Origin of the sequence: Mycobacterium sp. 852014-52450_SCH5900713 (assembly GCF_001667075.1) — a bacterium.
Classification (GTDB): domain Bacteria; phylum Actinomycetota; class Actinomycetes; order Mycobacteriales; family Mycobacteriaceae; genus Mycobacterium.
This window is the reverse complement of the sequence record NZ_LZIL01000050.1, coordinates 93,078-106,508: the sequence shown is the minus strand read 5'-3', so window position 1 is coordinate 106,508 and position 13,431 is coordinate 93,078. Positions and strand designations below refer to the sequence as shown.

Sequence of the window (13,431 nt, the reverse complement as noted above, 5' to 3'; positions counted from 1 at the left end):
CCATGGGCCACGCCCGCGCGACAAGCCCCCGACACGAGGAGTTAGGCCCGACCATGGCCGTACCCAAGCGCAGGATGTCGCGCGCGAACACCCGAAGCCGTCGCGCGCAGTGGAAGGCCACCAAGACCGAGCTCGTCGGTGTGACGGTCGCAGGCCAGAAGCACAAGGTGCCCCGCCGGCTGCTCAAGGCGGCCCGCCTCGGTCTGATCGACCTGGACCGGCGTTAGTTAATCTCGGCAAACACCCGGCGCGCCTCTCAGCCCGCTCTCAGGCGTCGGGACGACACTAGGCCCGTGCGGATACTGGTCGTCGACGACGATCGCGCAGTGCGTGAATCGCTGCGTCGATCGCTTTCCTTCAATGGCTACTCGGTCGAGTTGGCCCATGACGGGCTGGAGGCGCTCGACATGATCGCCAGCGACCGGCCCGACGCGCTCGTCCTCGATGTGATGATGCCGCGGCTGGACGGCCTCGAGGTGTGCCGTCAGCTCCGCAGCACCGGCGACGACCTGCCGATCCTGGTGCTCACCGCTCGCGATTCGGTATCCGAGCGGGTCGCCGGGTTGGACGCAGGCGCGGATGACTACCTGCCGAAGCCGTTCGCATTGGAGGAGCTGTTGGCCCGGATGCGGGCGCTGCTGCGCCGCACCAAGCCGGATGACGATGACGCCGAATCGGTGCCCATGCAGTTCTCCGACCTGACGCTGGATCCGGTGACCCGGGAAGTGACTCGCGGACAACGCCAAATCAGCCTGACGCGTACCGAATTCGCCTTGCTCGAAATGTTGATCGCCAATCCGCGCCGCGTGCTCACCCGCAGCCGGATCCTCGAGGAGGTGTGGGGATTCGACTTCCCCACCTCCGGCAACGCGCTGGAGGTCTACGTCGGCTATCTCCGCCGCAAGACCGAGGCCGACGGGGAGCCACGACTGATCCACACGGTGCGCGGCGTGGGCTACGTCCTTCGGGAAACACCGCCGTGATGAGCCGCCTCCGACGATGATCCGGTACCAACGACCCCAACGCGTACCGCTGCGTGCCACCAGCTCGTTGTCGCTGCGGTGGCGCGTCATGCTGCTGGCGATGTCGATGGTGGCGATGGTCGTGGTGCTGATGGCATTCGCCGTGTATGCGGTGATTTCGGCTGCGCTGTATAGCGATATCGACAACCAGCTGCAAAGCCGTGCGCAGCTGTTGATCGCCAGCGGTTCACTGGCCGCCGACCCCGGAAAGGCCATCGAAGGCACCGCCTATTCGGACGTCAACGCGATGCTGGTGAACCCGGGTCACTCGATCTACACCGCCCAGCAGCCGGGTCAGACGTTGCCGGTCGGCGCCCCCGAAAAGGCGGTGATCCGCGGTGATTTGTTCATGTCCCGCCGCACCGCGCTCGATCAACGAGTCCTCGCCATCCACCTGCCCAACGGCTGTTCGCTGCTGATCTCCAAGAGCCTCAAACCGACCGAGGCGGTGATGACCAAGCTGCGCTGGGTGCTGCTGATCGTCGGCGGCATCGGCGTCGCGGTCGCGGCCGTGGCGGGCGGCATGGTCACCAGGGCGGGGCTACGTCCGGTGGCCCGCCTCACCGAAGCGGCCGAACGGGTGGCGCGCACCGACGACCTGCGGCCCATTCCGGTGTTCGGTAGCGACGAATTGGCCAGGCTCACCGAGGCATTCAACTTGATGCTGCGAGCACTGGCCGAGTCCCGCGAGCGGCAGGCCCGGCTGGTCACCGACGCCGGACACGAATTACGCACCCCGCTGACGTCCCTGCGCACCAACGTCGAGCTGCTGATGGCATCGATGGAACCGGGAGCGCCGCGGCTGCCCGAGCAGGAGATGGTCGAGCTCCGCGCCGACGTGCTGGCCCAGATCGAGGAATTGTCCACGCTGGTGGGCGATCTGGTGGACCTCACCCGCGACGATGCCGGCCAGGTGGTGCACGAACCGGTCGACATGTCCGAGGTGGTCGATCGCAGCCTGGAGCGAGTCCGGCGGCGCCGCAACGACATTCACTTCGACGTCGCCATCACGCCCTGGCAGATGCACGGCGACGCTGCGGGGCTGTCGCGTGCGGTGCTCAACCTGTTGGACAACGCGGCCAAGTGGAGCCCACCGGGCGGTCATGTCGGCGTCACCATGCGGCAACTCGACCCGTCGCACGCCGAGTTGGTGGTGTCCGACCACGGGCCCGGCATTCCGCCGCACGAACGCCGGCTGGTGTTCGAGCGGTTCTACCGTTCGACGACCGCACGCGCCATGCCCGGCTCGGGGCTCGGGCTGGCGATCGTCAAAAAGGTCGTGCTGAATCACGGTGGATTGCTTCGTGTCGAGGACACCGTGCCCGGCGGACAGCCGCCGGGAACCTCGTTTTATGTGCTGCTACCCGGTCGGCGGATGCCCCCGTCGCCGTATCCGACACCCGCCGCGGGTGTCCCAGAGGAAGAGTCCGGCACCGATGCCACCGTCCCCGTGGCCGGCGACCAGTCGAACTCTCGGGAACCCGCGAACGTTATCTCAGTGGACTCTCAGTCCGCGCGGGCAAGGTAGGTCTGCAGCTACTGTTGAAGAACCCAGTCGAGCCGACGAGCCGATACTGAGATAGAGGAAGTGCGACCTAGCGACATGACGAATGACCCGAGGTATTCGCCACCGCCGCAGCAGCCGGGATATCGTCCCGCGCCGAATCAGCCTGCGCCCACCCCGACCCACCCGGGGACCTCTGCTTACGGCCAGGGGCATCAGCAACCGTATAGCCAGCCATTCGACTGGCGGCAGCGTTCGCAGACCTCCCAATTCCGGCAGCCCTACGACCCGTACAACGGCACCGGTCCGGGCCGGACGCCGGGGGGAACCGGGGTAGGCCCCCTGCCCGGGGCCACCGGGACCGGCCCGATTCCCGGCATGCTGCCCCCTATGCTGCCGCCGGGCCCCCAAAAACGTTCCCGCGCAGGGCTGTTGACCGTAGGCGCGTTGGCCATCGCGGTGGTGTCGGCGGGCATCGGCGGGGCCGCGGCGACGGCTGTCGAGCTGGGCACGCACACCACCAGCGGCAACGGGCGCAGCGTCATCGGCGCCCCCACCGTCCCGGCGGCGAACATGCCGCCGGGCAGCGTCGAACAGGTCGCCTCCAAGGTGGTGCCCAGCGTCGTCATGCTGGAGACGGATCTGGGCCGCCAGTCCGAAGAGGGCTCCGGCATCATCCTTTCCGCCGACGGGTTGATCCTGACCAACAACCACGTGGTCGCGGCGGCCGCGGGGCCGCCGAAGGGCCCCGCGGCTCCCCCCGGCGGTCCGCCCGGAGGCCCCGGTAGCGGACCCGGTGGTCCGGCGCCCAAGACCACGGTGACCTTCGCCGACGGCCGCACCGCACCCTTCACGGTCCTCGGCGCCGATCCCACCAGCGACATCGCCGTGATCCGCGTGCAGGGCGTCTCCGGCCTCACCCCGATCTCCCTGGGCTCCTCGTCGGATCTCCGCGTCGGCCAACCGGTGGTGGCCATCGGGTCGCCGCTGGGTCTGTCGGGCACGGTGACCACCGGGATCGTCAGCGCGCTGAATCGGCCGGTGTCCACCACGGGTGAGTCGGGCAACCAGAACACCGTGCTGGACGCGATCCAGACCGACGCCGCCATCAACCCGGGTAACTCCGGCGGCGCGCTGGTCAACATGAACGGCCAGCTGGTGGGCGTGAACTCGGCCATCGCCACCCTGGGTGCCGATTCGCCGGATGCCCAGAGCGGTTCGATCGGGCTCGGGTTCGCGATCCCGGTCGACCAGGCCAAGCGCATCGCCGACGAGCTGATCAGCAGCGGCAAGGCGTCCCACGCCTCACTCGGCGTGCAGGTGACGAACGACAAGGGCTCCCCGGGCGCCAAGGTCGTCGACGTCGTGCCGGGTGGTGCGGCCTCGAGCGCCGGCGTGCCCAAGAATGTGATCGTCACCAAGGTCGACGATCGTCCGATCAGCAGCGCTGACGCCCTGGTCGCGGCCGTGCGGTCCAAGGCGCCCGGCGACAAGATCTCGCTGACCTTCCAGGATCCCGCTGGTGGCAGCCGTACCGTGCCGGTGACCCTGGGGAAGGCGGATCAGTAATGCGAGTCGAAGAACCCTCGGCGGCGGGATTGTCGGAGCTCGGTTATACCGTGGCACCCATGGATACGGGTGCGGAGTTGGTAGTCGGCCGGGCCCTGGTCGTGGTGGTCGACGATCGCACCGCTCACGGGGACGAGGACCACAGCGGTCCGCTGGTAACCGAACTGCTGACCGAGGCCGGATTCGTCGTCGACGGTGTGGTTGCGGTCGCGGCGGACGAGGTCGAGATTCGCAACGCGCTCAACACCGCGGTGATCGGCGGCGTGGACCTGGTGGTCTCCGTTGGCGGTACGGGTGTCACCCCGCGCGACGTCACCCCGGAGGCCACCCGCGAAATCCTGGACCGGGAAATCCTCGGCATTGCCGAAGCCATTCGAGGCTCGGGGCTGTCCGCGGGGATCATCGACGCCGGGCTGTCACGCGGCCTGGCCGGGGTGTCCGGAAGCACGTTGGTGGTGAACCTGGCCGGTTCCCGGTACGCGGTGCGCGACGGAATGGCGACGCTGAATCCGCTGGCCGCTCAAATCATCGGGCAGCTGTCGAGCCTGGAGATCTGACCGCCTAGGTCTGTGACTCGGCGTCGGCGCGTGGTCCGTGCTCGGGTGGGGGCGTAGTGGTCGTCCCGCCGTGCTTGCCCGACGAATCTCCGTCGGTCTGGGCGAGCAGGTCCCGGATTTCGGTGAGCAGAACAACCTGGGCGTCGTCGGCCTGCTCGACCTCACCGCGCTTACGCAGCGTGTTGTAGGGCAGCACGACGAAGAAGTAGACGACCGCGGCGATGAGCACGAAGTTGATCGCGGCCGATAGCAGGATGTTCAGGTCGATGGTCTGGCCGCCGCCGATGCTGATCTTCAAGGCGCCGACGTTGGATTGCTGTTTGACGCCGATCCGGTTGATCAGCGGCGCGATGATGCTGTCGGTGAACTTGGTGACCAGTGCGGTGAAGGCGGTACCGATGACCACCGCGACGGCCAGGTCGACGATGTTGCCCCGCGAGAGAAACTCCTTGAACCCTTTGAACATTGAGATGTCCTTCCTGGGATTGGGCAGAGTTTGCTGTCGGCCGCGTGGCCGACGGCGGGGAGGCACTCAGTGCAGGGTGAGGGTCACCGCCTGACCCAGCGCCGAGCCCGCCACCGTATTCGCCACGCGAGCCGGCAGCGCAACTAAGACTACGCGGTCACCGTCCGCGCCCTGCACCTTTGGCTTGGCCGACACGAGCACCACGACGGCGTCGGTGGCCACCACCTTCGGGGCGGCCTGGGGAGTCTCCGGTGAGCCGGTTGTCGGTGCGGCCAGCACGTCGACGACGTCGCCGACGCGGACAAGGTCGATCAGGGCGCTATCCGCCAGCCGCAGCGGCACGATGCGGGCGCCGGGACCCGCCTTCGACGCGATTGCGGCCTCGGCCAGCCGGCTGCCCAACAGCCGCACATCGGTGAGCACCTCGCCGCGCCTCGCCGGGCCGGCCAGCGTCGAACCGGCCACGGCGCTGACGTCGGTCAGTGACCCATCGGGAACGGTTGAGGCCAAACGCTTTTCGAGACGGACATCGGCGGGGGTCAACGCGGCGCCCGGCCGCAGGTCGTGATCGGCGATCAGCACCTCGGCATAGTCACCGGCCGGGTCGGAGCGCAGCGCCGCCAGGGCGGCCAGCACGACGAGCCCGCCGGCGGCGACACGCCGCGCCAGCACGGTCTTGGTCCAATCCGGACGCAGCATCAAGAGGCGGCTGAACAGGCTTGGATTCAGCGATGATTCGCCCACTCCGCGAACGTAAGCGCAACGCGGTCACCGGCGCATGCCGGCGGCAAAAGCGTTTGTGGATAACCCGTTAACTCGAGGCAGCGGCGGCGGACGCCGTCGAGGTACTGCTCGACTTCTCGGTCGAGCCGGATTTCTCGCTCGACCCGGACTTCTCCGCGGATCCCGAGGTCGACCCGGAATCGCTCGACGAGGACCCGTTGGTAGAACTCGTGGACTTCTTGTTGCCGGACTCGCGGCTGTCGGTGCGGTAGAAGCCGCTGCCCTTGAACACCACGCCCACGGAGTTGAAGAGCTTGCGCAGCCGCCCGGAGCAGCGCTCGCAGGTGGTCAGCGCATCGTCGGTGAAGGCCTGCACGATGTCGAAGCGATCGTCGCACTCGGTGCACTGATAGCTGTAAGTCGGCACAAAAACCTCCGGGTGATTGCAAAGTCTGTTAGCACTCTAACGTCTCAAGTGCTAGAACCGCCACGTGACGCCGCTCATTCCCGATCTGTTATCCCAGATCGAGTGGTATTAGTCCCACCCGCGGGGTGAGCGCATCGGTCATCGGTATGTCGTGCGGCTCGGCGGGCAACTCGTCCACCAACTCCGCGTCGCGCACGAGCGCGATCAGCCGGGCGTGGGGGTCGCGGCCGGGCAGGGAGCGATCGTAGAAACCACGACCCCGGCCCAACCGCACCCCGGAGCGGTCGACGGCCAACGACGGCACCAGGATCAGGCTCGCCTCCGCGATCGCCGACGCCGGCAGCCACGGTTCCGGAGGCTCCAGCAATCCCCACCGCGCCGATGCCAATGTGCCGGGCCGGTATTCGCCCCAGCGCAACGGCAGCGGCGTGTTGTCGGCGGTGGTGCGCGCAACCGGTAGCAGCACCCGTCCGGCCAGCCGCAGCAACACGTCCACCATGTCGATCGAGCCGGGCTCGGCGCCGACCGGCACGTATGCGCAGATCGTGCTCCCGCTGCTCAGGAAGTTTTCCGCGGCCTCCAGTCGCTGGCACAACATGCGCGCCTCGTCGGCCCGAACGGCGTCGGCAACGCGACGCCGGGCCGCCTGCAGCTGCCCCCGCAACACGGCCTTGCTGGTGGTTGCCATGGGTTAACCATTGCAGCCGGGTCTTCGGCCGCGCCACATCGACTCGGCAAACCGTGTTCGGGTTATCGTGTGAACAATGTCAAGCCCAAAAGTGGTGGTCCCACACACGGCGATCGTGCCCGCTGCCGGTCTTGGTACCCGCTTCCTGCCCGCGACGAAAACGGTTCCCAAGGAGCTGCTGCCGGTCGTCGATACCCCCGGCATCGAGCTGGTCGCCGCCGAGGCGGCTGAGGCGGGCGCCGACCGCCTGGTGATCATCACCTCCGAGGGCAAGGACGGCGTCGTCGCGCACTTTGTCGAGGACCTGGTCCTCGAGGGCACGCTGGAGGCCCGCGGCAAGAAGGCCATGCTCGACAAGGTGCGTCGCGCGCCGCAGCTGATCAAGGTCGAGTCCGTGGTGCAGGCCGAGCCCCTGGGCTTGGGGCACGCCATCAGCTGCGTGGAGCCCGCGCTGACGTCCGACGACGACGCCGTGATGGTGCTGCTGCCCGACGACCTGGTGCTGCCGACGGGCGTGCTGGAGGCGATGGCGAAGGTGCGAGCGGACCACGGTGGCACGGTGTTGTGCGCCATCGAGGTGACGCCCGAAGAGATCAGCGCCTACGGGGTTTTCGATGTCGAGCCGGTGCCCGGCAACGACAACCCCGACGTGCTGAAGGTCAACGGCATGGTCGAGAAGCCCAAGCGCGAGGACGCCCCATCGATGTTGGCCGCGGCGGGCCGCTACGTGCTCGACCGCGCCGTCTTCGACGCGTTGCGCCGCGTCGACCGTGGGGTGGGCGGCGAAGTGCAGCTGACCGATGCGATCGCCCTGCTCATTTCGGAGGGCCACCCCGTGCATGTCGTCGTGCATCACGGATCCCGACACGACTTGGGAAATCCCGGCGGCTACCTCAAGGCTGCGGTTGACTTTGCATTGGATCGTGACGACTACGGCCCGGATTTGCGGCGATGGTTGGTGGCGCGGTTAGGCCTGGCCGAGAAGTAGCCGGCCGATGCGCCCGGCCCGACACGGCGCCCGTCTAGGGCAGAGAGGCGCGCTGTGCGTTCTGTGGAGGAGCAGCAGGCCCGGATAACGGCCGCCGCGGTGGCTCCGCGGCCGATCCGGGTGGCCATCGCCGAGGCGCAGGGGCTGATGTGCGCCGAGGAAGTAGTCACCGAGCGCCCCATGCCCGGGTTCGATCAGGCCGCGATCGACGGTTATGCGGTGCGCAGCGTCGACGTGCTGGGCATCGGCGAAGTGGGCGCCGACAGTCTGGGCGAACCGCCCGGCGATGCGGAGCTCGACGAAGACCGGCGCGAGGGCCTGGTCCTGCCCGTGATGGGGACCGTCGAGGCCGGTGCGCGCACGCCCAGCCGCCTGCAGCCCCGCCAGGCCGCCCGCGTGCACACCGGGGCCCCGCTACCCACGCTGGCCGACGCCGTCATCCCGTTGCGCTGGACCGATGGCGGCAGCTCGCGGGTGCGGATCCTGCGCGGGGCACCATCGGGCGCGTACGTGCGCCGCACCGGGGACGATGTGCAGCCCGGTGACGTCGCGGTGCGTGCGGGCACGGTCATCGGCGCGGCCCAGGTCGGCCTGCTGGCGGCGGTCGGGCGCGAACGGGTGCTGGTGCATCCGCGGCCGCGGGTGACGGTGGTCGCCGTCGGCGGCGAACTGGTCGATATCTCGCGCACCCCGGGCAACGGCCAGGTGTATGACGTCAACTCCTACGCGTTGGCGGCGGCGGCCCGCGACGCCGGCGCGGAGGTCAACCGCATCGGCATCGTCAGCAGCGACCCCGGCGAATTCCGCGAAGTCATCGAGGGCCAGGTCAACCGGGCCGAGGTGGTGGTGATCGCCGGCGGCGTCGGGGGTGCCGCGGCCGAGCGGGTGCGGTCGGTGCTTTCCGAGGTCGGGGAGATGGAAGTCGTCCGCGTAGCGATGCATCCCGGGTCCGTCCAGGGATTCGGGCAGCTGGGCCGCGATGGTGTCCCGACGTTCCTGCTGCCCGCCAACCCGGTCAGCGCGCTGGTCGTCTTCGAGGTGATGGTGCGGCCGCTGATCCGGCTTTCCCTGGGCAAGCGCCAGCCGATGCGCCGGATCGTGCAAGCCCGCACGCTGTCGCCCATCACTTCGGTCGCCGGGCGCAAGGGCTACCTGCGCGGCCAGCTGATGCGCGACCAGGAGACCGGTGAATATCTGGTGCAGGCGCTGGGTGGAGCCCCGGGGGCGTCCTCCCACCTGCTGGCCACCCTCGCCGAAGCGAACTGCCTCGTGGTGGTGCCCAGCGGCGCCGAACAAATCCGCACCGGCGAGATTGTCGACGTCGCCTTCTTGGCTCAGCGCGGTTAAGTGCAACGACTCCGCGCGTTCGTGAACCTGTTGCGTACCAACGCCCGTCATCCGGGTTGGCCGCTGGACGTCGGGCCGTTGCGCGTCCCGGCGGGGGTGGTCCGGTTGCGGGCGGTGCGAATGCGCGACGGCGCCCAGTGGAGCCGCATCCGGTTGGCCGACCGCGCGCACCTCGAGCCGTGGGAGCCCAGCGCGGAGGGCGATTGGACGGCCCGGCACACGGTCGCCGCGTGGCCGGCGCTGTGCTCCGGCCTACGCGCCGAGGCCCGTGCCGGCCGCATGTTGCCCTACGTCATCGAGCTCGACGGGCAGTTCTGTGGCCAGCTGACCATCGGCAACGTCACCCATGGGGCGCTGCGGTCGGCGTGGATCGGCTACTGGGTGCCGCGGTCGGCGACGGGGGGCGGCGTGGCCACGGCGGCGTTGGCGCTGGGCCTGGACCATTGCTTCGGCCCGGTGATGCTGCACCGCGTGGAGGCCACCGTGCGGCCCGAAAACGCCGCCAGCCGAGCCGTATTGGCGAAAGTCGGGTTCCGCCAGGAGGGGCTGTTGCAGCGCTACCTCGAGGTGGACAAGGCGTGGCGGGACCATCTCTTGATGGCCATCACCGCCGAAGAGGTGTCCGGATCGGTGGCCTCGACCCTGGTCCGGGGCGGACACGCCAGCTGGGCTTGACGGCCCCTCGCGATGTGGCTACCGCGACACGAGTGACTCATGGTGCTTGTGAGAGGCAAATTACAGGTGTGTAATTGTCCTGGTCACCAAGACCCGGCCGCGCTGGACCCGGTGGGCCTCGCGGGGATCGGAACCGAAGAGAGCAGGTCGTCATGCCAAGCATTCCGCAGTCACTGTTGTGGATCTCGCTCGTTGTGCTCTGGCTGTTCGTCTTGGTGCCGATGCTGGTCAGCAAACGCGACGCCGTGCGGCGCACCAGCGACGTGGCCCTGGCGACCCGGGTCCTCAACGGTGGCGGGAACTCGCGCCTGATCAAGCGCAGCGGTCCGGCCGCCGGTCACCGCACCGACCCGGACTGGAAGCCACCGGAAGAGTCGGCCGAAACCGAGCTCGACGAGGACCGCGACCTCGCCGAGGAGGAGAACGAAGAGGACGCAGACGACCACGACACCGAGGAACTGCGCCAGTTGCGCCCGGTGGTCATGAAGGTTGCGGCGCCCGAGCGCACCGAGCCCGACTACCTCGACGTCGACGTCGTCGAGGATTCACAGGCGCTTCCGGCGGGCGCGGCGGTCGAGGAGGAAGCCGAGGACGACGAGGATTCCGACACCGATATCGTCGCCCACGCCGGCGACGAAGAAGACGACGAAGGCTTCGAATACGTCGAGGACTCTTCGGGTCTGGAGCCGGAGGCCGAGGCCGACGACGAGGAAATGCCGGCGCCGATCCCGCGGAACTCCTCCCGTCGCCGCCGGTTCGACGCGAAGACCGCCGCCGCGGTCAGCGCCCGCAAGTACAAGTTCCGCAGGCGCGTGCTGATGGTGATGGCGGTCGTCCTGGTCGGCACGGCCACAGCCGCGTTCAAGATCTCGCCGAGCGCGTGGTGGGCGTGCGGCACCGCCACCGCGGTGACGCTGCTGTACCTGGCGTACCTGCGGCGCCAGACCCGCATCGAGGAGAAGGTGCGCCACCGCCGCATGCAGCGGATGGCGCGGGCGCGGATGGGCGTGGAGAACGCCTACGACCGCGACTACGACGTGGTCCCGTCTCGGCTGCGGCGTCCCGGCGCGGTGGTGCTGGAAATCGACGACGAGGATCCGATCTTCGAGCACCTGGACTACGCGATGCCGATGCGGAACTTCGGTTGGCCCCGGGACCTGCCGCGCGCCGTCGGCGAGTAGTGCCGGCAGTTCGGCGGTTCGTGCCGCGGCTGGTAGCCTGCTAGCGGTCAGGGGCTATGGCGCAGTTGGTAGCGCGACTCGTTCGCATCGAGTAGGTCAGGGGTTCGAATCCCCTTAGCTCCACAGAGTTTGAGCAGGTCAGGCCATCGTTCGAGCAATATCGGGAGCCGTCTGCGGAGACCGCGCGGCAGTTTGGCCGGCCGCGCGCGGCGGCCAGGTCCGGCGTGGTCGCGGTGACTGGCAGGCGTAAATTCGCCTGCATACACTTCGCTCGTGTCTCAACCATTGCGTGTGGATACGGCCGGTGTGCAGGCGATGGCCACCCGTTGGAGCGCCTTGGCTGGCGATCTCGGTGAGACGCTGGCGGCCCCGACGCTGGGTTTGTCCTGTCAGGCCAGCGCGTCTGCGGTCACCGCCGCCCACAGCGACGTGGCCCGGTTCAGTAGCGGATTGGCCGCACGGGTGGGGACACGCGCCACTGCTGTCGCTGAAGCGGATCACCGCTATGCGTCCAGTGAAGCCGCTTCCGCCACGGAATTCGCTGCGGTGGCACCGTCGGTGAACGGCGGGTAGCAATGGCGGGGGTCGCTGGGGTTCCCGGCTTGTCCGCGCTGTTGGCTTGGCCGACCGACCACCTGACCGAGGCGGCCGATTACTGGGAGACCGTCGGCGAGCGCAGTTATGGCGTCGCGCACCAGGTGTGGCGGGACGCGCTGTCAGTCGATTGGCGCGGCGATGCCGCTCTCGCGGTGCGCAGCGCGACGCACTCCGATATGACAAGCACCAGCGCGGTCGTCGACCAACTCCGAGCCGCGGCAGGCGTCGCACGCGGCGCCGCTTCAGATCTCACCGCGGCTCGCTCCCGGGTGCGTTACGCCGTCGAAGACGGGCGCAGCGCGGGGTTTGTTGTTGGCGAAGATCTTTCAGTTAGCGATCGTATGGTCGGCGGCTCGACCGTGCAGCAGGCCGCTCGGCAAGCTCAGGCGCAGGCCTTGGCGAGCGATATCCGCCAGCGCGCCGTGCAACTCGTGAGCCTCGACCAAGAGGTCGCCGGCAAAATCAGTGTCGCGGTCGCCGGCATCCGCGATACCTTCCCGGCCGACAACCACGTTCGTGGCGTCGCCAACCACACGTTCAAAGACGCTCCGCAGCCGGCGATGTCACGCGAGCAAGCCAAGGCGGGCCTGCGGGATGTCAACCGGAGGATTTGGGAGCACAACAATATCGATAAGCTGGTCATTGATCGGCTGCCGCCCAATGATCCGCGACGAGCCGATTTCAACTTCGAGGCTGAGCAGCTGAACTCGGAAAAGCGGCAATATCTTGACGTCCTATTCCATCAGCATCCGCCGGAAACCGTCGCCGGCCCGCACGGGGAGCAGCTGCCGGGCGTTCCTGCCGGCGAAAGTTCAACCGGGCCAGCAGATTCCGGTAAGGGGTGGCTTTTCCCCATCCAGCCCGGACAGGCGGGCTGCGATCCGCGGGTGACAACTATTCGCGTCATGGAGCCGACGCCCCAGTATCCGAATGGTTATGTAGTGTATATGAATGGCATGGGGCAAACGGTGAATCCTTTTACCGGACGGACGATTCCACCATCCGACGACTTCGCACATATACCGTTGCCGGAGTGAGGAGAAGCTACTACCCATGAGTCTTTATCCGGTCAGTCAGCTTTACGAATTCACACCGGAGGTGGAGGCAACAACGTCCTCGCGACGAAATCCCCTCGTCTTGGTAGGCGCGCTGGATGAAGCCGAGTTCATTGATATGCGCCTGTCACCCCAGCGCTCCCGCGTCGGAGTTCTGTGCGCCATTCAATGGTGTCGCGACTTCGAGGGTTCGAACGCGGCCCTGGTCGTGCTGAACGGCGTGGGAGGCGTGACCTGGTCGAACGACGACCAGGTGCGTCAGCGCCCCTGGCACGCTCAATATGGTGATTGGGAGCCGACGCGATCTGCACGGGCCGGGGGGCCATTCCCGACGCGGGATGCCGGGAACGAGGATTCGTGGGCTGTTGATGCGGCCGGCGCGCCACTGCCTCTTGAGGGTTCGAAGGGCGCTGAACCGCCGGACTATGTTCTGCGGTTCGGTCGTTTGACCGTGTCGGGTCAAGCAGCTCGTGTTTACATCGGGCAGATCGAGGGGTTGGGCGATACTCCGCCCGATATGGGGGAGTTGGGCGATGCCGAGATTATCGCTGGATTTCCGCAGTGGTCATCGGTAATGGAAGTCCGGGAGTACTACACGTATTTCTGGTCCGCGGAATAGCCGACCACGCGAC

At 67.9% G+C, this 13,431-nt stretch carries 16 protein-coding genes and 1 tRNA gene; 13 read left to right on the top strand and 4 right to left on the bottom strand.

Annotated elements, in window-relative coordinates; all coding sequences use genetic code 11:
• Nucleotides 1–53 precede the first annotated feature (53 nt).
• The 5 genes from rpmF (at nucleotide 54) to A5773_RS14685 (ending at nucleotide 4,652) form a co-directional block, all read left to right on the top strand.
• Complete coding sequence (gene rpmF / locus A5773_RS14705; protein ID WP_007168835.1) at nucleotides 54–227, top strand: 50S ribosomal protein L32; 174 nt, start codon at nucleotides 54–56, stop codon at nucleotides 225–227.
• Between the two features lie 66 nt (nucleotides 228–293).
• Complete coding sequence (gene mprA, locus A5773_RS14700; RefSeq protein WP_067791406.1) at nucleotides 294–983, top strand: two-component system response regulator MprA; 690 nt, start codon at nucleotides 294–296, stop codon at nucleotides 981–983.
• Nucleotides 984–999: 16 nt separating this feature from the next.
• Complete coding sequence (locus A5773_RS14695) at nucleotides 1,000–2,550, top strand: HAMP domain-containing sensor histidine kinase (RefSeq protein ID WP_067265429.1); 1,551 nt, start codon at nucleotides 1,000–1,002, stop codon at nucleotides 2,548–2,550.
• A 75-nt stretch (nucleotides 2,551–2,625) separates the two neighbouring features.
• Nucleotides 2,626–4,095, top strand: a complete 1,470-nt coding sequence (locus tag A5773_RS14690; protein ID WP_067791405.1) for a S1C family serine protease — start codon at nucleotides 2,626–2,628, stop codon at nucleotides 4,093–4,095.
• The gene (locus A5773_RS14685; RefSeq protein WP_066957446.1) at nucleotides 4,095–4,652 is read left to right on the top strand and encodes a molybdenum cofactor biosynthesis protein B; all 558 of its coding nucleotides are present in this window, start codon (nucleotides 4,095–4,097) and stop codon (nucleotides 4,650–4,652) included. The genes A5773_RS14690 and A5773_RS14685 overlap by 1 nt, the downstream gene beginning before the upstream one ends.
• Before the next feature lie 4 nt (nucleotides 4,653–4,656).
• On the opposite strand, the gene mscL is transcribed toward A5773_RS14685, so the two are convergent.
• The 4 genes from mscL to A5773_RS14665 all read right to left on the bottom strand — a co-directional run bounded on the left by mscL (nucleotide 4,657) and on the right by A5773_RS14665 (nucleotide 6,956).
• Nucleotides 4,657–5,118, bottom strand: a complete 462-nt coding sequence (mscL, locus tag A5773_RS14680) for a large-conductance mechanosensitive channel protein MscL (RefSeq protein ID WP_066957443.1) — start codon at nucleotides 5,116–5,118, stop codon at nucleotides 4,657–4,659.
• 66 nt (nucleotides 5,119–5,184) lie between these two features.
• Entirely contained in the window at nucleotides 5,185–5,862 is a 678-nt protein-coding gene (locus A5773_RS14675; RefSeq protein WP_067791403.1) for an SAF domain-containing protein, read from the bottom strand.
• Between the two features lie 67 nt (nucleotides 5,863–5,929).
• The gene (locus tag A5773_RS14670; RefSeq protein WP_066957439.1) at nucleotides 5,930–6,268 is read right to left on the bottom strand and encodes an FmdB family zinc ribbon protein; all 339 of its coding nucleotides are present in this window, start codon (nucleotides 6,266–6,268) and stop codon (nucleotides 5,930–5,932) included.
• A gap of 88 nt (nucleotides 6,269–6,356) precedes the next feature.
• Nucleotides 6,357–6,956, bottom strand: coding sequence for a 5-formyltetrahydrofolate cyclo-ligase (locus A5773_RS14665; RefSeq protein ID WP_067265423.1), 600 nt, complete (start codon nucleotides 6,954–6,956; stop codon nucleotides 6,357–6,359).
• A 76-nt stretch (nucleotides 6,957–7,032) separates the two neighbouring features.
• On the opposite strand from A5773_RS14665, the gene A5773_RS14660 reads away from it, so the two are divergent.
• From A5773_RS14660 to A5773_RS26065, 8 genes are all read left to right on the top strand, one after another.
• Nucleotides 7,033–7,944 carry a UTP--glucose-1-phosphate uridylyltransferase gene (locus tag A5773_RS14660; protein WP_066957434.1) on the top strand — a complete coding sequence of 304 codons (912 nt, stop codon included), beginning with the start codon at nucleotides 7,033–7,035 and terminating at the stop codon, nucleotides 7,942–7,944.
• Between the two features lie 54 nt (nucleotides 7,945–7,998).
• Nucleotides 7,999–9,291 (top strand): gephyrin-like molybdotransferase Glp, encoded by a 1,293-nt coding sequence (gene glp / locus A5773_RS14655; RefSeq protein WP_067791401.1) that lies wholly within the window; start codon nucleotides 7,999–8,001, stop codon nucleotides 9,289–9,291.
• Between the two features lie 21 nt (nucleotides 9,292–9,312).
• On the top strand, nucleotides 9,313–9,966 hold the full coding sequence (locus tag A5773_RS14650) for a GNAT family N-acetyltransferase (RefSeq protein WP_197505487.1): 654 nt from the start codon (nucleotides 9,313–9,315) through the stop codon (nucleotides 9,964–9,966).
• Nucleotides 9,967–10,118: 152 nt separating this feature from the next.
• Complete coding sequence (gene glpR, locus A5773_RS14645; RefSeq protein WP_067265417.1) at nucleotides 10,119–11,147, top strand: gephyrin-like molybdotransferase receptor GlpR; 1,029 nt, start codon at nucleotides 10,119–10,121, stop codon at nucleotides 11,145–11,147.
• Nucleotides 11,148–11,197: 50 nt separating this feature from the next.
• Nucleotides 11,198–11,270 (top strand) — tRNA-Ala (locus A5773_RS14640).
• Between the two features lie 150 nt (nucleotides 11,271–11,420).
• Nucleotides 11,421–11,720 carry a hypothetical protein gene (locus tag A5773_RS14635; RefSeq protein WP_231989269.1) on the top strand — a complete coding sequence of 100 codons (300 nt, stop codon included), beginning with the start codon at nucleotides 11,421–11,423 and terminating at the stop codon, nucleotides 11,718–11,720.
• A 2-nt stretch (nucleotides 11,721–11,722) separates the two neighbouring features.
• Nucleotides 11,723–12,781 carry a hypothetical protein gene (locus tag A5773_RS26535; protein ID WP_067791399.1) on the top strand — a complete coding sequence of 353 codons (1,059 nt, stop codon included), beginning with the start codon at nucleotides 11,723–11,725 and terminating at the stop codon, nucleotides 12,779–12,781.
• A gap of 16 nt (nucleotides 12,782–12,797) precedes the next feature.
• Complete coding sequence (locus A5773_RS26065) at nucleotides 12,798–13,418, top strand: hypothetical protein (protein WP_156659759.1); 621 nt, start codon at nucleotides 12,798–12,800, stop codon at nucleotides 13,416–13,418.
• The last annotated feature ends 13 nt before the right edge of the window (nucleotides 13,419–13,431 follow it).

What these genes read in the sequence shown, in the direction of transcription:
- glpR (WP_067265417.1), top strand. Translation starts at nt 10,119, where the DNA reads ATGCCAAGCATTCCGCAGTCACTGTTGTGGATCTCGCTCGTTGTGCTC.
- A5773_RS14665 (WP_067265423.1), bottom strand. Translation starts at nt 6,956, where the DNA reads ATGGCAACCACCAGCAAGGCCGTGTTGCGGGGGCAGCTGCAGGCGGCC.
- mscL (WP_066957443.1), bottom strand. Translation starts at nt 5,118, where the DNA reads ATGTTCAAAGGGTTCAAGGAGTTTCTCTCGCGGGGCAACATCGTCGAC.
- A5773_RS14690 (WP_067791405.1), top strand. Translation starts at nt 2,626, where the DNA reads ATGACGAATGACCCGAGGTATTCGCCACCGCCGCAGCAGCCGGGATAT.
- rpmF (WP_007168835.1), top strand. Translation starts at nt 54, where the DNA reads ATGGCCGTACCCAAGCGCAGGATGTCGCGCGCGAACACCCGAAGCCGT.
- A5773_RS14695 (WP_067265429.1), top strand. Translation starts at nt 1,000, where the DNA reads ATGATCCGGTACCAACGACCCCAACGCGTACCGCTGCGTGCCACCAGC.
- A5773_RS26065 (WP_156659759.1), top strand. Translation starts at nt 12,798, where the DNA reads ATGAGTCTTTATCCGGTCAGTCAGCTTTACGAATTCACACCGGAGGTG.
- A5773_RS26535 (WP_067791399.1), top strand. Translation starts at nt 11,723, where the DNA reads ATGGCGGGGGTCGCTGGGGTTCCCGGCTTGTCCGCGCTGTTGGCTTGG.
- A5773_RS14660 (WP_066957434.1), top strand. Translation starts at nt 7,033, where the DNA reads ATGTCAAGCCCAAAAGTGGTGGTCCCACACACGGCGATCGTGCCCGCT.
- A5773_RS14685 (WP_066957446.1), top strand. Translation starts at nt 4,095, where the DNA reads ATGCGAGTCGAAGAACCCTCGGCGGCGGGATTGTCGGAGCTCGGTTAT.